Below are 20,453 nucleotides of genomic sequence, written 5' to 3' on the forward strand. Positions count from 1 at the left end.
GCTAACGGATCATTAATGATAGATTTCCTGCTGCTACAATAACCGTTACCGCAAGAAAGAACATGATGGAGACAGTTGCCAGGGCTGCAAAAATATACAGCACGCTTTTTCCGATAATACCCAGGCATTCGATGATCGGTCCGCCTCCCAGCGGCTGAAGGACTGCAGCTGCAAAACTGTAGATAAACCCTAGAGCAAGTACTTTAATGGCTGGAAAAACAGCCAGGAGAAACAAGATGGCAACGCCTGCAATACCCACTGTATTTTTCAATAGTACTGAGGCACTCATGACTGTATCCGTCGCATCCGTGAACATCCGGCCCACGACCGGGATGAAGTTGCCGGTGATAAATTTGGCGGTTTTTACCGTAATTCCGTCAGCTACCGCTGTCGTCGCTCCCTGTACACTGATCACACTTAGAAAAACCGTAAAAAAAACAGCCAGCGCCCCCATTCCAATAGATCTCAGCAGCATTGCCAGCTGGGTGACCTTATGATGCTCAGACAGTGTGCTCACAATGCTTAGCAAGGCCGACAGGAATAATAGGGGGAGAACAAAATTGTTGATCAAAAGACCGCTCGAATTGACCAGAAACACGATGACCGGGTGAAAAAATGCAACCGATGTCACACTTCCGACTGTGGCCATCAGAGCGAGCAGGAGAGGAACGAGAGCCATCATAAAGTTCATCATCGTGCTGATCGCTTCCTGGGCATATTGCATGGCGATGTGAAAGCTGTTTAACGCAAGGATGATCAATACCATATAGATGATAGAGTATGCGACCTTGCTGATGGCATGGTGCTCAAAAGCATTTTGGATCGTCTGCAGCAGCATGCTGAAAACAGTCAGTAAAATGAGCGTGCCAAGCAGCTTCCCTTGAATAAGAACTTCATAGAATAAATATTTTAAAATGCCTAATGCCCATGCCTTTATACTAAAATCTTTTTCTCCTTTTATGAATTCCATCAGAGACCCTTTTTGCGTTTCCGGCAAAAAGCCTCCATAGTCTGTCATAATGGTTGTCCAATATTCTTTAATATCCTCTACTCCAAGCTTGGACAGCTGATCATCCATGATGTTTTTGGTGATGGAAGAGGCTCTGGCCGGCTGCACTCCATTGTTCCATGTATAGAGTCCATATAACAAAAGAAATAAAAAGATTAATTTCTTGGATAATAAATCCCGCTGTACCGTCTTCATCACCTCCTACTTCGGAATCAAGTTAATGACTGTCTCAATAATGATAGACAAGATCGGGATCGCCATGACAAGAATGAGAATTTTGCCCGCAAGTTCGATCTTGGCAGCAATTGCACCCTGCCCGGCGTCCCTCGTAATCTGTGAACCGAACTCGGCAATATACGCAATACCGATGATCTTCATGATTGTTTCAACGTACATAAGATTGATATGTGCTTCTTCAGCCAGGTGCTCCAGCATCCTTAACACTAGAGCAATCTGATCGATTAAGAATAGAAAGATCGTAATTCCTACAACGAGGGTAAGCAAAAAGGCAAAGGACGTTTTTTGTTCTTTCAGAATGAGGGCAAGAAACGTACCTATTAAACCTAATCCTACAATTTGAAGAATCTCAATGTTGGAAACCCCCTTCAGTTATTGAAAAAGAAAGACGCCTTTCACTTTTTGAAACAGGTCGCTTAAAAGTGAAATAACGATAAATAACGCTACGATGAACCCAAGCAGTGTCACCCAATTTGCATAATCTTCTTTTCCAACCATCTTCAGAACACTGTGCAGCATCGCCACAATGATTCCAAGACCAGCAATTTGAAAGACGACGTTCACGTCAAAACCCATCTGATTTCCTCCCATGCCTAGAACAATAAGATGATGAGAAGCAGCCCCGCAAGAATACCGAGACTCTTGTACATTCTTTCATATTTCAACTGTGCTTCGTTCGCTTCAGAAAGTTCTCTCTCCAGATGTGCGAGTGTTAACTTGATTTGTCTTTGCTGGTTTTCCCGGTCGTGTCTCCCAAGGGTTGAGCCGAACTGCCTGAGGATCTCAATCTCCTCTTTTTTAAAGGCAGAGGCATCGCACAGACCGGCTAAACCACTCTCCCAAGCCTCCAGTACAGAAGAAGCCGATTCCTCCAGCCGATTCGATACATCGAGAAAAAATTCGGCAACCGGCCCTTTCAGCTGGGTACTGAGATGGAGGAAGGCTTCATCAAGCGGAATGAGGCCGTACATGATTTCTGCCTCCAGCGATTGGAGGCCTACTTTCAGCTGTCTAAGCTGTTTCGGCCTTTCTCTTACTTTTTTAGCCATCCCAAAACCGATCCACGTAGTCGACAGTAGAATAAGTACCGCTCCAAACCAGTTCATGCCCTGCTCTTCATTTCTGCAGAGATACGCTTCCTGTTCTCATCATAGATCCCTCGGACGGTGCCAGGCTTGCCTGTCCTTGTCAGTTCAATGTACCTGTCAAAAAGCTTCATATCAGCAAGAGGGGAAATGGCAGGACGCCGGAGCGCTTCTTCAAGGGAGTGTCCGTGAACGGTCATCATCATTCCTACCCCAGCGTTCATCGCTTCCAGAATGGCATCCACATCTTCTTTTCTTCCGATCTCATCAACAATCAGCACTTCCGGGCTCATCGACCGGATCATCATCATCATGCCTTCCGCTTTGGGACAGGCATCGAGCACGTCCACTCTTTGTCCCAATACAAACTGCGGAACCCCCTTCACACTCCCTGCAATCTCTGAGCGTTCATCAACAATGCCTACTTTGCTGGATGGTATATTCTTTTCCGGCCATCCTGCACTTACCGCTCTTGCAAGATCCCGCAGCAGCGTTGTTTTTCCTGTCTGAGGCGCTCCCACGATCAATGTGTTCAGCCACCGGCGGTTATGGTAGAGATCCGAGAGGAAAGGATCAGCGCTTCCGATTTTTTGTCTGGCGATACGGATGTTATAAGAACCGATATCTCTAATCGCTTTTACTTCACCTTTTTCCGTGATCACTTTACCCGCGAGACCCACCCGGTGTCCGCCTTTGATGGTGATATAGCCTCTCTTCAGTTCTTCTTCCAGAGCATAAAGGGAATACCGGCTTAGCTTATTGATCAGCTGAACGCCATCTTCCGGACGAACGATATAATATCCGCTGCCGGTAGAAGGGTATTCAGGTTTGCCATTAATGATCAGCTCGAGCGGTTTTTGCAATCGAAAACGGATTTCCTCAAGTTGATCTAACTGCTCCTTCGGGTAATTTATAATCAATTTACAGACAGCTTCCGGCAACACGGCCATTACATTTTCCAAGCGCACCACCCCAAAAAGAAATAGGTATTATACCTTATGCTTGTCAGCACGCTTTATGACCTGAGGAAATACAAAAAAGCTCCATCCCTCCGATGAGGAATGAAGCTTTTTGCATGTATAAATTTACGCTCTGGAAACGTAGTCACCTGAACGTGTATCAATGATTAATTTGTCGCCTTGGTTAATAAAGAAAGGAACTTGAACAATCAAGCCAGTCTCAAGGGTAGCTGGTTTTGATCCGCCTGAAGCTGTATCACCTTTAATTCCAGGTTCTGTTTCTGTAACTTCCAATTCTACCGTGTTCGGCAGCTCAACCCCGATGGTTTCGCCTTGATAGGTCATGATCTGAACGACCATGTTCTCAAGCAGGAATTTTAATTCATGCTCAAGCTGAGCGGATGTAAGTTCGGTTTGCTCATACGATTCATTATCCATGAACGTATGTGTATCACCTGAAGCATATAAATATTGCATTTTTCTATTCTCGATGTGAGCTTTAGCTACTTTTTCACCGCCGCGGAACGTTTTTTCCTGAATGCCCCCTGTACGGAGATTGCGGAGCTTAGAACGAACGAAGGCAGCTCCTTTTCCTGGTTTTACGTGCTGGAACTCCATTACCTGCCAAATTCCGCCGTCTACCTCAATGGTCAATCCTGTTCTAAAATCGTTAACTGAAATCATCGTTTTTCCTCCTGATTATACTAACCTAAAATAAGCAGCTCTTTTGTAGAACGAGTAAGTGATTCATTCCCCTGTTCCGTAATAAGGGCATCATCTTCTATCCTTACTCCGCCTAAACCGGAAACATAGATTCCCGGTTCTACTGTGACGATCATACCCGCCTCAAGAACGATGTCTGAATGGACAGCAAGACTAGGTCCTTCATGAACCTCGAGGCCAATGCCATGACCCGTCGAATGTCCGAAATATTCACCGTATCCCTGTTCGGTAATATAGTCCCTCGTTAAGGCATCTGCCTGCCTTCCCGTCATTCCGGGTTTTATTCCCTGCATTCCCCTTGCCTGTGCTTCATAAACCGTCTCATAAATCTTCCGAAGCTCCGAAGATATTTCGCCAACAGCAACCGTCCGTGTAATATCCGAGCAATAGCCTTTATAATATGCTCCAAAATCAAGGGTGACGAGTTCCCCCTCGCTTATTTTCTTCTGAGAAGCTACTCCATGCGGAAGTGCAGAGCGATAGCCTGATGCCACAATAATATCGAAAGAAGAAGACGATGCCCCATTCTTCCTCATGAAAAATTCAAGCTCATTCGAGACCTCAAGCTCCGTTAGGCCAGGCCTTATGTAAGAAGTGATATGAGAGAATGCTGCATCCGCAATTTGTGCGGCTTCCTTTAATATCTTAATCTCTGAATTATCCTTAATCAAGCGTAATTTTTCAATCAGGCCGGAAATCGGCACAAGCTCCGTGTCCTGGCTGCAGATGTACTTCTCATACGTGCGGTATTGAGCAAAGGTGAGATGATCCTGCTCGAACCCGGCTTTCTTTATTCCCATTTCAGCCGCGGCTTGAACAGCTTTTTCCTGAATAGCAGCAGTGTGCTTAATAACCTCAAAGTCTCTCGCTTGTTCTGTTGCCTGATCCATATACCTGAAATCGGTAATGAGTCTCGCTTCTTTTTTAGAGATGACAAGCACACCAGAACTTCCTGTAAATCCGCTGAGGTATCTTCGATTTTTCCCGGATGTTACGATGAGCCCGTCAATATCATGTTTTTGAAATTCCGCTCTCAATTTCTCTAATCTTGACATGCCTTTTCCTCCCCTAATGCCCTATTTTAGCTGAACGAATCAAGCAGTGCTAAAACCGCAAGCTCATATCCCTTGAACCCGAGACCTGCGATCTGTCCGGCCACAACAGGTGCGATGACCGAATGGTGGCGAAATTCCTCTCTTGCATGAATGTTTGAAATATGTACTTCGATAACCGGGATGTTCACACTAGCAATGGCATCCCGAATTGCATAACTATAATGTGTAAAGGCCCCTGCATTTAAGACGATCCCGCCAAATTTACTCTCTGCTTCTTGAATCCAGTCCAGTAAGATCCCTTCATGATTGGATTGCCTGCACTCTACCTTCATGTTATTTATCTCTCCGAAATGAGTAAGCCGCTGTTCAAGAGAAGCCAGTGTGTCATCACCGTATATGGAGGGCTCCCTTGTACCGAGCCGGTTCAGATTCGGGCCGTTAATGACCAGTATTCGTTCCATGATTGGCCCCCTTAATAAAATAGAATGTTCCATGAACATTCTATCATACAGGTATTTTTTTGAATAGTTAGGTACTTTCCCCGCTTTTTGAAGGTTGCCGTTCCTGATATTCGAAAGATATGGAGTACCCTACGAAAATGCCATACAGAATATACAGGCACAGTGTAGTGGCAATCGTATTTCTTCCTATCTTACCCATCGTTTCCAAGCCTGGAAATATGGGGTGCAGCAAGTAAAAAACGATGACCCAGAGAACAATACCGAAAAAGAGGCCGCCAGCCATACTTTTTACTTTTGCTAGAAGATATCGGTAACAAATAGCAACGAGAATGGAAAGAAGAGAAATGGCAATGACACCGATGAGCTGGCCAAGCCATAGCGACTTCCATTTTCCAAGCGCCCATGGTGCAAGGATGAGCGCCGGTCCAATCTTGGACAAATTAAGGTAGTAGGCAACATAACCGACAAGCCCCCAGAAAAGACCCCCAAAGAATCCAACACTGACCACCCTGGCCATAAAGGACATCGGTTCTTCTCGCTTATTCTTGTCCTGTTTAAAATCATCCATTGGAAAAAACACCTCCATCTTACAGTATGCCCCGTTTTCTTTCATTGCTTTCAATAAGTTGAGTTCTATTAATATTCCGTGTTAAAAATGTATAAAATGGGAAAAATAAAGATAACGCACGATTGCCTAGAGGTTTATAGCGTTTTCCTGTAGAATTAAGCTAATAAACATAAAGGGTAGAGGTGTAGAAATGACAGAAAACAAAAAACCGGCATACGGCGGCCAGGCAGTCGTCGAAGGGGTGATGTTTGCCGGCAAGCACACATATGTTACCGCCATCCGCAGGAATGATGACAGTATTGAGTATTTCGAAGTGATTAAGCGCTACAGCCCATGGCTCAACAAGATTAAAAAGGTTCCTTTTCTGCGGGGAATCGCGGCTATTCTGGAGGCCAGTTCAAACGGAACCAAACATTTGAACTATTCTACTGAAAGATATAACGTCCCGCCAGGTGAAGAATTAAAAAAGGAAGAGCCCTCCTCATCCAAAGCGATGTTTGTTTTCAGTCTAGCCATCATTGGCATCGTTTCTTTTCTGTTTGCAAAATTTGTTTTTACCCTAGTTCCTGTTTTTCTCGCAGAAGCATTCAGGCCTTGGGTGCAAAGCCATATCGGCCAAAACCTGCTGGAGGGATTCTTTAAATTTCTTTTTCTTCTATCGTACATTTACTTTGTGTCTTTAACGCCAACAATAAAAAGAGTCTTTCAATACCACGGAGCGGAACACAAAGTAATTAATGCCTACGAGAACGGTTTTGAACTTACCGTTGATAATGTAAAGAAGCAAACCAGGCTTCATTACCGCTGCGGAAGCAGTTTCATCCTGTTTACGGTAGTGGTCGGAGTCTTTATCTATCTGTTCGTTCCGTCTGATCCTTTATGGCAGCGGGTCGTTTACAGGCTAGTGCTGATTCCGGTAGTCCTCGGTGTTTCTTTTGAAGTTTTGCAGATTACGAACAAACTAAGGAATGTCCCTGTTCTCAAATATCTCGGATTTCCTGGCTTATGGCTACAGCTTCTGACCACGAAAGAACCTGACCGTGAACAGACCGAAGTGGCCATCCTGTCATTTACCGAAATGCTCCGCCGGGATGCCGAACATGAAAAAAGAAAACTCGAAAACAGTACAAAAATCGTTTAATTCTTCAAGGAGGTGAACCTGTTGCATCGAAAATCATTTCATCCAGTCATTTGGGTTATTATCGTGTTGGCAGTAATTGGACTTGGGTCACAATTAATCTTTTCACCTCAAAAGTTAATCACGAATTTGCTCATGATCGGCTTGGTTGTTGCTCTTGTTTATTTTATCTTTCAGCGGTTTCGTCCCGGTGAAAACGGAAAATACAAAAAAGCGGTAAAGCAGTCCAAACGAAAGTATAATCAACCTGCCCCACCGATTAAGAAGAGTTCAGCTTCAAACAAACCCGCTCCGTTCAAAAAACGTAAAAAAGATCACAACCTAACAGTGATTGAAGGAAAAAAGAATAAGAAAAAAAATCGAGCTTCTTTTTAGGCTCGATTTTTATATGGAGTCCATATTTTTTTTCCTGACACCCACCGGTTTAAAAACTCTGTTCCTTGCAGATACCCAAAATCCATTAAAGCATTTTTCGTTTCCTCTGCCAGTTCGAAATCAACCACTGAAATTTCCTTTACGGGGATAAAAATAATATCACTCGCATCATACTTGGAAATATGGCGGTTATCATGGGCTTCCATCATCGTCTGAAACAGTGCCTTAAACAAGTTAAAGGCATTGTTCACTTTATGTGCAGGAATGTTTCCGTACGATGAACTTAACTGAAACCCAAGGACCGGCCGTTCAGACGTCCGGTCTTTTCGCTGAAAGAGCCAAATCGGAAAGTTGCTTAAAACACCCCCATCTACAATAAAGCTTTTTTGGCCCAGACGGTTATAAAGGGTGATCGGATAAAAAAAATAAGGAATGCTGCAGCTCATCCGTATCGCTCTGGCTACCGGAAATTTTTCTTTCAGCAAACCGTATTCCTGCAGGTCATCAGGCAGTACGACCAGCCTACCACGGGTAATATCTGAAGCTATAATTTTCAGCGATCCGTCCGGAATATCCGCAAAAGTCTCAATGCCTTTTGCCTTTAAAAGCTCCTTAACCCATCTTTCAAGGGCATCCCCTTTATAAAGACCTAATTTCCAATACACTTTCAGCCAATTCATAAACGGTATGGGCACCCATGATTTCTTTTCATCAAGAAACTGTTTCAAATCGACATTGTGAATCAGATCTTTCAGTTCAGCAGAAGTATATCCTGCTGCTACGAGGGAAGCCACGAGCGCCCCGGCACTCGTTCCAGCTACACGTTTGAATTGAAGGCCCCTTTCTTCTGCTGCCTGAATGGCTCCTATCAATGATATCCCCTTAATGCCACCGCCTGAGAATACTCCATCCACCATCATCATGAATTCCCCCCTTTATTATCCTAATCACGAGGGGAAGTACAATATTCAACAAAAATAAAAACAATCACAACGGCAGTTATGATTGTTCCTGATTTTTTTGCTGTATCTCTTTTAATGCTTCAACTCTCTGCGGATCTTCTTCAAAATATTGCAGAAGATCCCCGATCCTGTCGATAGCATTCCAGCTTAAATGATGCTCGATTCCTTCTACGTCGTCAAAGATTTTTTCCTGGTCAACACCGATAACTTTTAAAAAGCCTTCCAGTAATTCATGCCGGTAAACGAGGCGTTTGCCTAGTTTTTTTCCGTTTGGCGTTAATACGAATCCGCGATACTTTTCATAGACGAGGTACTTTCCTTTATCCAGCTTTTGTATCATTTTTGTAACTGAGGAGGGATGTACTTCCAGACTTTCAGCAAGATCAGAAACCCTGGCATATCCTTTTTCTTCAATTAACGCATAGATTCGTTCAATATAATCTTCCATGCTGGGTGTTGGGGGCATGCTGTTCCCTCCGATTCATTCTTTCTCTGCTCTGTCTAAAATTTTACTATACAAAAGAAAGGGTGACAAGGCAGTTTGATTTTATAAGTAACAGAGTGCACTCTGTGCTTTGCGCTTTCGTGATGATTTTACTGCTTTCGGGCGGCAGTGGGATTTTGCCTTTCCAGTACTTCCGTCCGTAAAAAAAGAGGCCGACCCGCAGGTCATGCCTCTTTTATAAAAGAACTGTGCTTACAATCCACATTTTAGCTGAGTGTTGCAGTTCGTGCACGTGTTGCAGCCGCCGATTTCTTTTACTTTTCCTTTGCGGCAGACCGGGCATGTGTTGCCAACCTCGTTTCCGACTGTTACGTCTGTTGAGCGAAGATCGGTAATCGTATCCACAAGTACTACTTTACTTTTTTCTTCTTCCCCAAGGTTCATTTCTGTTTGTTCAAAAGACTCCTCAGCTTTCAGCGTTAAGACCTGGGCATCACGGCTTCCGTCCACATACACGGTCCCGCCTTTTGCTCCGCCTTTGTATAAACGCTCATATACTTTTTTCACCTGATCGACAGAATAGCCCTTCGGCGCGTTCACCGTTTTACTGATGGAGCTGTCTACCCAGTTTTGGATCACACATTGCGTATCCGCATGCGCTTCAGGAGACAATTCCATAGCTGAAACAAAGAATTCAGGCAGGTTGTTTTCGTCCGCTTCCGGATTCCGATCCAAATATTCTTTGACGATATCAGCTTTCACTTCAATAAATTTACCCAGTCTTCCGCTTCTGAAGTACGAGAAGGAGAAGTAAGGTTCAAGCCCTGTAGAGACTCCAACCATGGTCCCGGTGCTTCCCGTAGGAGCCACAGTTAATAAATGAGAGTTTCTGATCCCATATTTCAAGATGCCTTGATGGATATCTTCCGGCAGTTTTTTCATATAGCCGGTTTTAATAAAGTTCTCACGAAGCTGTTTCGTTTCTGCTTCTGTCTTGCCAACCAGGAACGGGAAGCTTCCTTTTTCTTTGGCAAGCTCGATGGATGTACGGTATGCGGTAGTAGCGATGGTTTCAAAGATTTTATCCACCATCTCGTTTCCTTCTTCTGAACCGTACATTGTTTCGCAATAGATGAGAAGATCATGAAGACCCATGACACCAAGGCCGACACGGCGCTCACCGAGTGCTTGGATGCGGTTTGGTTCAAGGAAGTAAGGTGTCGCGTCAATTACATTGTCTTGCATTCTAACGCCAACTTCTACTGTGCGCTCCAATTTCTCAAAATCTATCGTTTTGTTCTCTTTGTCTGCCATGGTGCCAAGGTTAACAGCAGCAAGGTTGCAGACAGAATATGGTGCAAGAGGCTGTTCTCCACATGGATTTGTCGCTACAACCTTCTGCCCATAGGCAACAGCATTGGTCATGTCGTTAGCATTATCGATGAAGAAGATCCCTGGTTCAGCTGAGTAGGTTGCACAAATGTTAATGAGGTTCCAAAGCTCTCTTGCTTTGATCCTTTTATAAACTCGGATGCTGTAGCCCTTTTCTTCCCAGACTCTTACATCACCAGCTTCATGCCATTCTTCGTTGTAAGCTCTCATTTCTTCCGGTGTGTAATTTTCAACGTTCGGGAAGCGAAGAGCGTACTCTTCATCATTTTCTACAGCTTCCATAAATTCTTTCGTGATCGTTACTGAGATATTCGCCCCTGTCAGGAATTCGGAATTGTGAACACTGTATGTTCCCCCATCACGCAGCATACGCTCTGCCTCACGGTGAACATCTGCATCAAATCCGCCTGTTCCCGGAATCTCTTTGTAACGTAGAATTCCTTCATACATCGCTTTTTCCGTCGGTGTCAGCGGAGTAAATTTAAGCTTGTCCTGAGCGACCTGCTTAATCTTTTCATCCTCTGTGTTTTCGATCAGGTAACGAAGGATTCTTGGGTTTTGCATTTTTGAAATAATAAAATCGATAATGTCAGGGTGCCAATCCGCAAGCATGATCATCTGAGCGCCGCGGCGACTCCCACCCTGCTCAACCAGATGGGTAAGCTTCGCAATATCATCCAGCCAGGATACCGATCCGGATGATTTTCCGTTTACTCCGCGCGCCAGAGCGTTTCTCGGCCTTAAGGTCGAACCGTTTGTTCCTACCCCTCCGCCGCGGCTCATGATCTCCATTACTTGTTTACGATGATCTGAGATTCCTTCTCTTGAATCCTTCACGTACGGCATTACGTAGCAGTTGAAATACGTAACGTCTGTTTCTGCACCGGCACCATATAGAACACGTCCTGCCGGAATAAAGTTCATCTCGGAAAGTTCTTTGTAAAACTTCTCGAAAGATTCCTGACGTTTTTCTTCAGTGGTTTCCACACTTGCAAGCCCTGTCGCATTTCTCTTTGCGATCTGCTCATAAAACACTTCAAGCGGCTTGTCCATCACGTCCAAAGAACGGTTGATGATTCCTGATTCCGCTTCCTCCGGCTTATCAAGGGCAGACTTGAACTCATCTTCTACCCTGACACGTGCGGTTTTCGTTTCCCAATCGATACTGACGATATATCCAAGACCTCTCGCAGGGAATTTCGGGTCTTCTTTGACCGTTAATACAACGAAATCTCCTTCCTTTAATGTTTTCCTCTCTGTATCTTTAAAACTGTACCTGTCCAGCATTACGAGACGGGAAACACCTTTATGCGCTGTTTTCATGTCATCTGTTACGGGGTGTACTTGGGGAAATTGTTCAATATCCTTATTCAGCATTTCAATGTTAATTCCTGAAGGGTCATGTACCGCTACTCCCATCATTCTCCTCCTTATGAAAAAATCCAATCTTTTTTCTATATGTTGTATGTAGTTAAGTTACCACTATACTATATATAGGTAAACCTGTTGTCAAAATATTTATCTTGTCAAACTAGAAAAACCAAGCTTTATTAAGAAAAACATAGAATTTGATGTTTTTTCCGCTTCAAATCCCCTCAATTCTACACATTTAAAGATTGAAAAAAATACCAACGAAAGGAACCTTGTAACATCGGGCTTTATTGAACATCCTTGTGGACGGTCCAAAAATTTTTTCTGGCTTGACAAGTGCAAAAAATAAAAACCGAGACAGCCATCGTTGTCCCGATTTCCACCTTATCTTCTAAACGTCCATTCTTTGCTTCTATATCTTGATTCAGCGATCTGTTCTACTTCTTTCTCCTGCTCTTCATTCAAAGTGTACGGCTGCAGATCGAGCTGCAATCCTTCTTCAAACCCGGCATGGAAAGCTTTCTTCGCTTCTTCTTGTGTGACCGGTGTTTCCCTGAGCTGGTTCATGGCTACCGCCTTATTCTTAAAAGCCTTCTGCATCCGCTCACGGACACGTTCACTGGAGTACACAAAAAGATCAAACAGCTTGTCTTCATCCAGATCCAGGAGGATGGAACCATGCTGCAGAATAACCCCTTTTTGGCGGGTTTGAGCACTGCCGGCTACTTTTCTCCCCTCTACCACGAGTTCGTACCAGGAAGGAGCATCAAAACAGACAGCCGAGCGAGGGTTTTTCAATCCCGCCTTCTCTTCCTCTGTACGCGGGATGGCAAAATAGGCGTCCAAACCAAGGTTGCGGAAACCTTGCAGAATGCCCTCGGATATAACCCGGTAGGCTTCCGTCACTGTTTTTGGCATGTTAGGATGCTCTTCGGTAACAATCACACTATATGTAAGCTCCTGATCATGGAGAACTCCGCGGCCTCCCGTCGGACGGCGCACAAAGCCAAGGCCGTATTTTTCAACCGCCTCAAGGTTAATCTCCTTTTCGGCCTTCTGAAAGTAGCCGATGGACAGCGTTGCTGGATTCCAGCCATAGAACCGTATGACCGGTGGAATTTTGCCTTCGCTGTGCCACGTCAGTAATGCTTCATCCAATGCCATGTTATAGGCAGGATCACAGTTTCCTGAATCAATGAATAACCACTTTTCTCTCTCCATATAACTATCTCCTTTTTAGTACCCTACTAGTTTATCAAAACTATGACTCCTGTCAAAACATCAAGTACTGCCAATTTTTTTATATTATTCTTTTGATTCTGGCGGGCTGTGAAGATATAATTGTAGGAGATAGAAAAAAGGAGTGCAAATGAAATGGAATGGATTATCGTTCTTGCTATTTTGGCAGCGGTTCTCGTCTACCTCGTAGTGACCGCGCTGTATCAAAAGAAATATTTAACAACGCTAAGCGAAGAGGAATTCAGAGCTGGATACCGTAAAGCACAGCTGATTGATGTCCGGGAACCGGAGGAATTTAAAAAAGGGCATATACTTGGTGCGAGGAACATTCCTCTGACACAAATGAAACAGCGTAAAATTGAAATTCGCCAGGACAAGCCGGTCTATCTATACTGCGAGAGCGGTATGCGCAGTGCCAGAGCCGCACAATTCCTGCGTAAAAATAAATATACTGACCTTTCTCATTTGAGAGGCGGATTTAAAAAATGGACTGGCAAAGTTAAATCATCATGAAAAAAGGTTCGGGAGTAATCTCCCGAACCTTTTTTATTAGTATTCTACTTTACATAACGTAACACTGGTTTACGGGCAGCCATCGCCTCATCCAGTCTTTTGACAACTGTTGAGTGCGGCGCCTCCTGAACGACTTCTGGAGACTTTTCGGCTTCCTGAGCAATTTGGATCATCGCATCGATGAATTCATCCAGCGTCTCTTTTGACTCGGTTTCTGTCGGTTCGATCATAATCGCCTCTTCTACGCTAAGAGGGAAATAGATGGTCGGCGGATGATAACCGAAATCAAGCAGGCGCTTTGCCATGTCCAGTGTACGTACTCCGAGCTTCTTCTGTCTTCTGCCGGACAGTACAAACTCGTGTTTGCAATGCTGTGTGAACGGAAGATCAAAATGCGGCTCAAGCCTTCTCATCAAATAGTTGGCGTTTAGCACCGCATACTCTGATACATTCTTAAGTCCCTTTGGGCCCATCGTACGGATATAGGTGTAGGCGCGGACATTTATGCCGAAGTTTCCGTAGTATGGTTTTACTCGGCCGATGGATTGTGGACGATCGTATTCAAACGTGAATCCTTCTTCTTTTTTCACTAGAACAGGTTTTGGCAGGAACGGGATCAAGTCTTTCTTCACTCCAACCGGACCTGATCCAGGTCCACCGCCGCCGTGAGGGCCTGTGAACGTTTTATGAAGGTTTAAATGCACGACATCAAAACCCATGTCTCCCGGGCGTGTGTAGCCCATGATGGCATTCATATTGGCACCATCGTAGTAAAGTTTTCCTCCGGCTTCATGGACGATAGCCGCCATTTCAAGGATGTGCTCCTCAAAAAGACCGAGTGTATTCGGATTCGTCAGCATAAGAGCGGCTGTATCTTCCCCTACAACACGGCGAAGGTCGTCAAGGTCAACAAGTCCGCGCTCATCGGATTTAACGGTAATAGAATCAAAGCCCGCAACGGTTGCTGATGCAGGATTCGTTCCGTGAGCCGAGTCAGGAACGATGACTTTTGTACGGTGGCTGTCTCCATTTGCTTCATGGTAGGCACGGATCATCATTAATCCTGTCCACTCTCCATGGGCTCCGGCTGCCGGCTGAAGGGTTACTTCGTCCATCCCCGTAATTTCAGCAAGAGAGGTCTGAAGGTTATAAAGCATCTCCATCGCACCCTGTACAGTTTCTTCGTCCTGAAGAGGGTGGATCTGTGCAAAACCAGGGTATCGCGCCACATCTTCATTAATTTTTGGATTATACTTCATCGTGCAGGAACCAAGCGGATAGAATCCGGAGTCTACACCGTGGTTTCGTTTAGAAAGAGCCGTATAATGGCGAATAATCTGAAGCTCGGAAACTTCAGGAAGCTCAGCTGGCTCTTCACGGACATAATCAGAAGGAATAAGACTATCCAGGCTTACTTCCGGAACATCAAGATCGGGAAGACTGTAACCGACTCTGCCCTCTTTGGACAATTCAAAAATAAGTGCTGTATCATGATTGTTCATTATAGCCCCTCCAATACCGTTGCCAGTTTTTCAATCTCAAGCTTAGTGCGCAGTTCAGTGACTGCAATGAGCATGTGATTTTCAAGGTCAGGATAATCCCGGCCCAGATCATATCCGCCGATCATTCCGTTTTCGAGCAATTCTTTATTGATGTCTTTTACAGGTTTGTTCAGTTTTACGACAAATTCGTTAAAGAAAGGTGCATCAAATGGAACGGACAGACCTTTTTCTTCAAGAACATTCTTTGCGTAATGCGCTTTCTGGATATTCTGTCCTGCAATATCTCTGATGCCCTGCTTTCCAAGAGCGGTCATGGCAACAGAAGCAGCCAGGGCATTCAAAGCCTGGTTCGAACAGATGTTAGAGGTCGCTTTGTCGCGGCGGATATGCTGCTCACGCGCCTGCAGCGTCAATACAAAACCTCTTTTGCCGTTTTCATCGACCGTCTGTCCGACGAGACGGCCCGGAACCTTTCTCATCAGCTTTTGTGTTACGGCAAAATAGCCGCAATGAGGTCCGCCAAATCCTTGAGGAATTCCGAAAACCTGTGCATCTCCCACGACAATATCTGCTCCAAACTTGCCAGGAGGAGTAAGTACTCCCAATGACAGCGGATTACTCGAAACAACGAACATGGCTTTTTCGCTGTGAACAATTTCCTCAATCTCTTTCAATGATTCCACTTGGCCAAAGAAGTTAGGATATTGTACGAGTACACAAGCGGTCTCTCCGTCCACCGCTTCTTTGAGCTGATCCAGATCCGTCAGTCCATCCTTTGTTCCCACCTCAACAACTTCGAGAAACTGTCCGTTGGCGTAGGTTTGAAGAACAGCACGGGATTCCGGGTGAACACTTTTGGATACGATAATCTTTTTGCGTTTCGTTTGTCCTGCAGATAACAATGCCGCTTCTGCAAGGGCTGTTCCCCCATCGTACATGGATGAATTCGCTACATCCATGCCTGTAAGCTCACAGATCATCGTCTGGAATTCGAAGATTGCCTGAAGTTCTCCCTGAGAGATTTCGGGCTGGTACGGTGTATACGCTGTATAGAATTCAGATCTGAGGGTTACATGGTTTACGATCGATGGTGTGTAATGGTCATAGACACCCGCACCTAAAAAGCTTGCATAGTCCTTCGTATTTTTGTTTTTTTGCGCAAGTCCTGACATGTATTTTACAAGCTCTGGCTCAGGAAGGGCCTTTTCAATCTGAAGTTCTCCTTTAAAGCGGACCTTTTCTGGAATATCTTTGAACAATTCTTCTGTCGATGCTATACCGACAGCTTCCATCATTTCCTTTTTATCCTGCTCTGTCATCGGCAAATAACGAAACGTCATGTGAATATCCTCCCCAGTGGCTAATTTAGCTGCGTTTATAGAACGGCGACTTAACGATAACCGCCTTTAATCGTTTTTGTCTTACTTGTACTTCCACTTCTGTTCCTAATTCAGTAAACTCGCTTTTTATCAGAGCCAGACCCAGGTTCTTTTTCAGAGTCGGTGATTGAGTGCCTGTGGTGACTTCTCCGATGCGTTCTCCATCCTTGAAAACTTCATAATGAGACCGTGGAATACCCTTGTCGATCATCTCAATACCCACCAGTTTACGGGGTGCGCCTGCTTCTTTCTGCTGTTTGAGGACTTCCTTGCCGATAAAATCTGCTTCTTTATCCGTTTTTACTGCGAAACCGATTCCCGCTTCGATCGGAGTGATGTCCTTTGTCAGCTCCTGGCCGTAAAGCGCAAGTTTCGCTTCAAATCGCAGCGTATCCCTTGCACCTAAACCGCATGGAATAATTCCCTCTTCTGCACCTGCTTTGAGGATAAGATCCCAAAGCTTGACTGCAGCCTCAGGACGGCAGTAGATTTCAAATCCGTCTTCCCCTGTATAGCCCGTGCGTGATACAAGCGCTCTGTTGCCTTGCAGGTCTACATCATTTTTAAATTTAAAAAAGCCAATGGAGGGCAGCTCTGTATCAGTCAGCTTCTGAAGAATCTTCTCTGCAGCGGGCCCCTGCAAAGCGAGCTGAGCTGTAGAATCAGAGATATTGGCAAGCTCAACGCCTTCTGTTGCATGTGACTCAAGCCAGTTAAAATCCTTTTCGATGTTGGATGCATTCACAACGAGAAGATAATGCTGATCACTGTGCTTATAAACAAGCAGGTCGTCAACCGTGCCCCCGTTTTCATAGCACATTATGGTATATTGTGCGCCTCCGGTTTTTAGCTTTGAGATGTCGTTGGTGAGCATGTATTGCAGAAATTCACTTGCTCCTTCACCTTTCACTTCAAATTCACCCATGTGAGATACATCAAAGAGCCCGGCTTTTGTACGGACTGCCTCATGCTCTTCCCCTATACGGGAAAACTGGACAGGAAGCTCCCATCCGCCAAAGTCGATGACTTTGCCGCCATGGCCCTTGTAAACTTCAAAAAGTGGTGTACGCTTTAAGTCCCCCATTACTCTTCCTCCTTTTAATCCATCATTGGTAATATTCAAAAAATTCCAAGTAAAAATCACACAAGTTGATCCGCTGAACAGGATATACACGAAAAAAGGACAGAGAAATACCTTTGCCAGGTATCCCTCTGTCCTTTAACCAGTAAGTTTCTCAGGGGCATACCCCTTCGTTTCTTCGTTGGTGGCCGCGTGACCGCGGACGCTCTCCAGAGACGCGTCAAACAAGAGTCTTTTTGCCTGAGAGTTTCGCTCCTGCTTGCTCCTTCGGCGCTACCGAAATAGTCTCTCCTCTTGCTTTCATTCGCAAGTATGTAATTATATTCCATCGTCCATACTAAATATATGTTTTTACCTTGGAAGCACATTATTATCCTATCATTATTTCAGTTTAAAAAGCAACGCCATTTTGGGAATCTGTATACCATTACCTATAGGTGCGCTATCCGTACAGAGAAAGGAAAGCTGTAGATGAATCTCAACATTAACTTTAACCGGGACTGGCATGAAGACTTTGTGAAAAGAATGGAAGATGACGGACCCTGGACAAAATGGGAGTTATATAATCTTGCGCTTGAAGCGGAGAAGAACCTGTCGATTCCTGATTTTCTCGGCCTTCAGGCACCGGATCATCTTCCGCAGCTGACATTTCTCCCCCATCAGCTTGAGGTCGCAAAAACGGTCATTGAAAAAATGAACGGAAAAGCCATTCTTGCTGATGAAGTTGGTCTGGGAAAGACCATTGAAGCTGGCTTGATTATTAAAGAATATATGATCCGGGGACTTGCTAAAAAGGTGCTCATTCTCGTACCGGCATCCCTTGTTCTTCAATGGACAGGAGAACTGAATCAAAAATTCTTCATCCCGGCAATAGCGCAAAAAAAATCTTATGTATGGGAGCAGTGTGATGTTGTCGTCTCATCGATTGATACGGCAAAAAGGCAGCCCCACCGGGACATTGTACTTAATCAGGATTACGACATCATTGTCATTGATGAAGCACATAAACTTAAAAACAAAAATACGAAAAACTATGAATTCGTACAGCATCTGAAGAAAAAATTCTGTCTGCTGCTTACCGCCACACCTGTACAGAACCGGGTGGAAGAGATTTTTAACTTAGTTACTTTATTGAAACCCGGACATCTTGGCAATCAGGAGAATTTTGATAAAGACTTCCGCAATGATAAACATTCACTGAAAAATGAAGAGAAGCTAAAACAGCTCGTCAATAAAGTTATGGTCAGGAACCGCAGAGAAGAGACCGGCTTAAAATGGCCAAAACGGCTGGTCAAAACGATTCCTATCACACTCTCTGAGAGTGAGAGAGACTTGTACAATAGCATCTCGGATCTTAAAGAGCAGCCAAACTTTAATAGAAGCAAGTTCTCGATTCTGACATTGCAGCGAGAGGTATGCAGTTCAAGAGAAGCCTGTTTTCTCACTTTAAAGAACATGCTTCAGAAAGATGCCGGAAACATCGCTACTGAACAGACCATCCTCCCATTGATGAAAAAGATTGAGAACGTTTCACAGAATTCAAAAGCACTGCAGACACTGGAACTGATTCAGTCTATTAAAGATAAAGTTATAATTTTTACGGAATATAGAGCGACACAGCTATATTTGCAATGGTTTCTTCAGCAGCATGGCATCTCCTCCGTCCCTTTTCGGGGAGGCTTTAAGCGAAGCAAAAAAGACTACATGACCCACTTGTTTAAAAACCATGCACAGGTTCTTATTGCCACTGAAGCAGGTGGCGAAGGAATCAACCTCCAATTTTGCCAGCACATCATTAACTATGATCTTCCCTGGAATCCTATGCGCATTGAACAGCGGATCGGGCGTATACACCGCATTGGGCAAAAAGGAGACGTTCATATTTATAATTTCGCGACACAGGACACCATTGAAGAACGAATCTTAAACCTTTTGTATAATAAGATCAATTTGTTTGAAAGTGTAATAGGTGAGCTTGATGAGATCCTTGCAAAATTCGAACTGAAAAACATCGAAACTTATATCTCGGATATCATGCTGAACTCGGAAAGCGAAGGGGAAATAAAAGTAAAAATGGACAATCTTGCCGCTCTTATTAATCTAGACGGAGGCATTAAAAAGAAAGGATGGGAAGAGCATGCAGCAGCACGAGATTCATCATTTTCTTGAACGTTATTTTGAATCGAACGACTGTATCGTAGAGGAAAAAAATCATAGTTACATGAAGATCCAGCTCACCGTTGAGCTGGATAAACTGCTGATGAACCGGCCCTTCTACTGGCACTATCTGGAGAAAACAGGCGGAACACCGAACCCGATGGCTCTTACTCTCGTCACAGGCCAGCAGCATCCCCCCGACGTAAATGGGGAGTTTATTCACTTCGGTTCACCGAGGCTGCATCAGATTTTTGCCTCCACCAAAAAACTCGGTTCGTTCATCCGCATGTACGAAGCGATCCGCCAGGACTCCGGGCAGAACATCCCCTTAAATCCATGGCTCTGTGTGAATTTAAAAACCTCCTATCAATGTGACCGTAAAAAAGATATGATCTCTTCTTACGGCATTCATTTGATTAACGGGAAAATAGAAAGCAACTTTCATGAACAGCTTCGTTCACTTCCTCTTACCCGGAAAATCCCGGATTTCTGCTATACACTGTCTCCCTTCATCCGTCCGGTGAGCGGATTAAAACGAATCGAAGCAATCGTTGAACAGCAAATCCATGAAGATGATCACAGCTGGGCGGAGGATGCAGAAAACAGGTGGCGGGAGGATGAAGAACTATTGGATCGGTTTTATGAGGATGAAACCGAAAAGCCCGAATATTATCAGGTAGAAAAAGAGGCACTCCGTACCCAATACGAACCGAAAATTACAGTGGACATTATAAATGGCGGGCTCTTTTATTTGTCTGATACCTTTCTTTCATCATGAACACCAGAATAGTGCAAAAAAAAG

General features: G+C 44.5%; 21 protein-coding genes and 1 riboswitch. Of the genes, 5 read left to right on the forward strand and 16 right to left on the reverse strand.

Translation table 11 applies throughout. The features are described 5' to 3' along the window. Position 1: 1 nt before the first annotated feature. From spoIIIAE to LCY76_RS13750, 9 genes are all read right to left on the reverse strand, one after another. Entirely contained in the window at positions 2-1,204 is a 1,203-nt protein-coding gene (spoIIIAE, locus tag LCY76_RS13710) for a stage III sporulation protein AE (protein ID WP_248253100.1), read from the reverse strand. Between the two features lie 6 nt (positions 1,205-1,210). Continuing rightward, positions 1,211-1,600 carry a stage III sporulation protein AD gene (gene spoIIIAD / locus LCY76_RS13715; protein ID WP_082683440.1) on the reverse strand — a complete coding sequence of 130 codons (390 nt, stop codon included), beginning with the start codon at positions 1,598-1,600 and terminating at the stop codon, positions 1,211-1,213. Positions 1,601-1,618: 18 nt separating this feature from the next. After that, positions 1,619-1,822 (reverse strand): stage III sporulation protein AC, encoded by a 204-nt coding sequence (gene spoIIIAC, locus LCY76_RS13720; RefSeq protein WP_248253101.1) that lies wholly within the window; start codon positions 1,820-1,822, stop codon positions 1,619-1,621. 17 nt (positions 1,823-1,839) lie between these two features. After that, complete coding sequence (gene spoIIIAB, locus LCY76_RS13725) at positions 1,840-2,352, reverse strand: stage III sporulation protein SpoIIIAB (protein WP_248253102.1); 513 nt, start codon at positions 2,350-2,352, stop codon at positions 1,840-1,842. Next, entirely contained in the window at positions 2,349-3,293 is a 945-nt protein-coding gene (gene spoIIIAA, locus LCY76_RS13730) for a stage III sporulation protein AA (RefSeq protein WP_248253103.1), read from the reverse strand. Before spoIIIAA ends, spoIIIAB begins: the two co-directional genes overlap by 4 nt. A gap of 123 nt (positions 3,294-3,416) precedes the next feature. Further along, the gene (gene efp, locus LCY76_RS13735; RefSeq protein WP_053357919.1) at positions 3,417-3,974 is read right to left on the reverse strand and encodes an elongation factor P; all 558 of its coding nucleotides are present in this window, start codon (positions 3,972-3,974) and stop codon (positions 3,417-3,419) included. 20 nt (positions 3,975-3,994) lie between these two features. After that, on the reverse strand, positions 3,995-5,068 hold the full coding sequence (locus LCY76_RS13740; protein WP_248253104.1) for a M24 family metallopeptidase: 1,074 nt from the start codon (positions 5,066-5,068) through the stop codon (positions 3,995-3,997). A gap of 26 nt (positions 5,069-5,094) precedes the next feature. After that, complete coding sequence (gene aroQ, locus LCY76_RS13745) at positions 5,095-5,529, reverse strand: type II 3-dehydroquinate dehydratase (RefSeq protein WP_248253105.1); 435 nt, start codon at positions 5,527-5,529, stop codon at positions 5,095-5,097. A gap of 67 nt (positions 5,530-5,596) precedes the next feature. Further along, complete coding sequence (locus LCY76_RS13750) at positions 5,597-6,097, reverse strand: YqhR family membrane protein (protein WP_248253106.1); 501 nt, start codon at positions 6,095-6,097, stop codon at positions 5,597-5,599. A 190-nt stretch (positions 6,098-6,287) separates the two neighbouring features. Here LCY76_RS13750 and LCY76_RS13755 point away from each other — a divergent pair, with 190 nt between their 5' ends. Further along, on the forward strand, positions 6,288-7,238 hold the full coding sequence (locus LCY76_RS13755) for a DUF1385 domain-containing protein (RefSeq protein ID WP_248253107.1): 951 nt from the start codon (positions 6,288-6,290) through the stop codon (positions 7,236-7,238). A gap of 12 nt (positions 7,239-7,250) precedes the next feature. Then, complete coding sequence (locus LCY76_RS13760) at positions 7,251-7,610, forward strand: SA1362 family protein (RefSeq protein ID WP_248253108.1); 360 nt, start codon at positions 7,251-7,253, stop codon at positions 7,608-7,610. On the opposite strand, the gene LCY76_RS13765 is transcribed toward LCY76_RS13760, so the two are convergent. From LCY76_RS13765 to LCY76_RS13780, 4 genes are all read right to left on the reverse strand, one after another. Beyond that, entirely contained in the window at positions 7,607-8,533 is a 927-nt protein-coding gene (locus LCY76_RS13765) for a patatin-like phospholipase family protein (RefSeq protein ID WP_336606258.1), read from the reverse strand. The two genes, LCY76_RS13760 and LCY76_RS13765, sit on opposite strands and share 4 nt — an antisense overlap. Positions 8,534-8,609: 76 nt before the next feature. After that, positions 8,610-9,038 carry a transcriptional regulator MntR gene (gene mntR / locus LCY76_RS13770; protein ID WP_091004697.1) on the reverse strand — a complete coding sequence of 143 codons (429 nt, stop codon included), beginning with the start codon at positions 9,036-9,038 and terminating at the stop codon, positions 8,610-8,612. Positions 9,039-9,269: 231 nt separating this feature from the next. Continuing rightward, entirely contained in the window at positions 9,270-11,828 is a 2,559-nt protein-coding gene (locus tag LCY76_RS13775) for a vitamin B12-dependent ribonucleotide reductase (protein WP_248253109.1), read from the reverse strand. Positions 11,829-12,164: 336 nt separating this feature from the next. After that, complete coding sequence (locus tag LCY76_RS13780) at positions 12,165-13,001, reverse strand: lipoate--protein ligase family protein (protein WP_248253110.1); 837 nt, start codon at positions 12,999-13,001, stop codon at positions 12,165-12,167. A gap of 153 nt (positions 13,002-13,154) precedes the next feature. Here LCY76_RS13780 and LCY76_RS13785 point away from each other — a divergent pair, with 153 nt between their 5' ends. Continuing rightward, on the forward strand, positions 13,155-13,532 hold the full coding sequence (locus tag LCY76_RS13785) for a rhodanese-like domain-containing protein (protein WP_248253111.1): 378 nt from the start codon (positions 13,155-13,157) through the stop codon (positions 13,530-13,532). A 44-nt stretch (positions 13,533-13,576) separates the two neighbouring features. Here LCY76_RS13785 and gcvPB read toward each other — a convergent pair whose 3' ends face one another. Genes gcvPB through gcvT form a run of 3 tightly spaced genes read right to left on the reverse strand, consistent with a single transcriptional unit; the run spans position 13,577 to position 17,497 of the window. Further along, entirely contained in the window at positions 13,577-15,034 is a 1,458-nt protein-coding gene (gcvPB, locus tag LCY76_RS13790; protein ID WP_248253112.1) for an aminomethyl-transferring glycine dehydrogenase subunit GcvPB, read from the reverse strand. Beyond that, entirely contained in the window at positions 15,034-16,374 is a 1,341-nt protein-coding gene (gcvPA, locus tag LCY76_RS13795) for an aminomethyl-transferring glycine dehydrogenase subunit GcvPA (RefSeq protein WP_248253113.1), read from the reverse strand. The genes gcvPB and gcvPA overlap by 1 nt, the downstream gene beginning before the upstream one ends. A gap of 25 nt (positions 16,375-16,399) precedes the next feature. Continuing rightward, a complete protein-coding gene (gene gcvT / locus LCY76_RS13800) occupies positions 16,400-17,497 on the reverse strand; it encodes a glycine cleavage system aminomethyltransferase GcvT (RefSeq protein WP_248253114.1) in 1,098 nt (365 codons plus the stop codon). 215 nt (positions 17,498-17,712) lie between these two features. Continuing rightward, positions 17,713-17,798: riboswitch (glycine riboswitch) on the reverse strand. Positions 17,799-17,965: 167 nt separating this feature from the next. Between gcvT and LCY76_RS13805 the strand changes: the two genes are divergently transcribed. Both LCY76_RS13805 and LCY76_RS13810 read left to right on the forward strand, forming a co-directional pair. Then, complete coding sequence (locus tag LCY76_RS13805) at positions 17,966-19,663, forward strand: DEAD/DEAH box helicase (protein WP_248253115.1); 1,698 nt, start codon at positions 17,966-17,968, stop codon at positions 19,661-19,663. Beyond that, positions 19,632-20,429, forward strand: coding sequence for a YqhG family protein (locus LCY76_RS13810; RefSeq protein WP_248253116.1), 798 nt, complete (start codon positions 19,632-19,634; stop codon positions 20,427-20,429). Before LCY76_RS13805 ends, LCY76_RS13810 begins: the two co-directional genes overlap by 32 nt. Positions 20,430-20,453 lie beyond the last annotated feature (24 nt).

The sequence above is a fragment of the Fictibacillus marinisediminis genome (genome assembly GCF_023149135.1).
In the GTDB taxonomy this organism is placed as follows: Bacteria; Bacillota; Bacilli; order Bacillales; family Fictibacillaceae; genus Fictibacillus_C; species Fictibacillus_C marinisediminis.

Coding starts and splice junctions, on each gene's coding strand:
- mntR (WP_091004697.1), bottom strand. CDS start 9,038: ATGCCCCCAACACCCAGCATGGAAGATTATATTGAACGAATCTATGCG.
- LCY76_RS13780 (WP_248253110.1), bottom strand. CDS start 13,001: ATGGAGAGAGAAAAGTGGTTATTCATTGATTCAGGAAACTGTGATCCT.
- LCY76_RS13810 (WP_248253116.1), top strand. CDS start 19,632: ATGCAGCAGCACGAGATTCATCATTTTCTTGAACGTTATTTTGAATCG.
- LCY76_RS13805 (WP_248253115.1), top strand. CDS start 17,966: ATGAATCTCAACATTAACTTTAACCGGGACTGGCATGAAGACTTTGTG.
- LCY76_RS13775 (WP_248253109.1), bottom strand. CDS start 11,828: ATGGGAGTAGCGGTACATGACCCTTCAGGAATTAACATTGAAATGCTG.
- aroQ (WP_248253105.1), bottom strand. CDS start 5,529: ATGGAACGAATACTGGTCATTAACGGCCCGAATCTGAACCGGCTCGGT.
- gcvPB (WP_248253112.1), bottom strand. CDS start 15,034: ATGAACAATCATGATACAGCACTTATTTTTGAATTGTCCAAAGAGGGC.
- gcvPA (WP_248253113.1), bottom strand. CDS start 16,374: ATGACGTTTCGTTATTTGCCGATGACAGAGCAGGATAAAAAGGAAATG.
- LCY76_RS13750 (WP_248253106.1), bottom strand. CDS start 6,097: ATGGATGATTTTAAACAGGACAAGAATAAGCGAGAAGAACCGATGTCC.
- LCY76_RS13765 (WP_336606258.1), bottom strand. CDS start 8,533: ATGATGATGGTGGATGGAGTATTCTCAGGCGGTGGCATTAAGGGGATA.
- spoIIIAB (WP_248253102.1), bottom strand. CDS start 2,352: ATGAACTGGTTTGGAGCGGTACTTATTCTACTGTCGACTACGTGGATC.
- LCY76_RS13785 (WP_248253111.1), top strand. CDS start 13,155: ATGGAATGGATTATCGTTCTTGCTATTTTGGCAGCGGTTCTCGTCTAC.
- spoIIIAE (WP_248253100.1), bottom strand. CDS start 1,204: ATGAAGACGGTACAGCGGGATTTATTATCCAAGAAATTAATCTTTTTA.
- LCY76_RS13755 (WP_248253107.1), top strand. CDS start 6,288: ATGACAGAAAACAAAAAACCGGCATACGGCGGCCAGGCAGTCGTCGAA.
- efp (WP_053357919.1), bottom strand. CDS start 3,974: ATGATTTCAGTTAACGATTTTAGAACAGGATTGACCATTGAGGTAGAC.
- LCY76_RS13740 (WP_248253104.1), bottom strand. CDS start 5,068: ATGTCAAGATTAGAGAAATTGAGAGCGGAATTTCAAAAACATGATATT.
- gcvT (WP_248253114.1), bottom strand. CDS start 17,497: ATGGGGGACTTAAAGCGTACACCACTTTTTGAAGTTTACAAGGGCCAT.
- spoIIIAC (WP_248253101.1), bottom strand. CDS start 1,822: ATGGGTTTTGACGTGAACGTCGTCTTTCAAATTGCTGGTCTTGGAATC.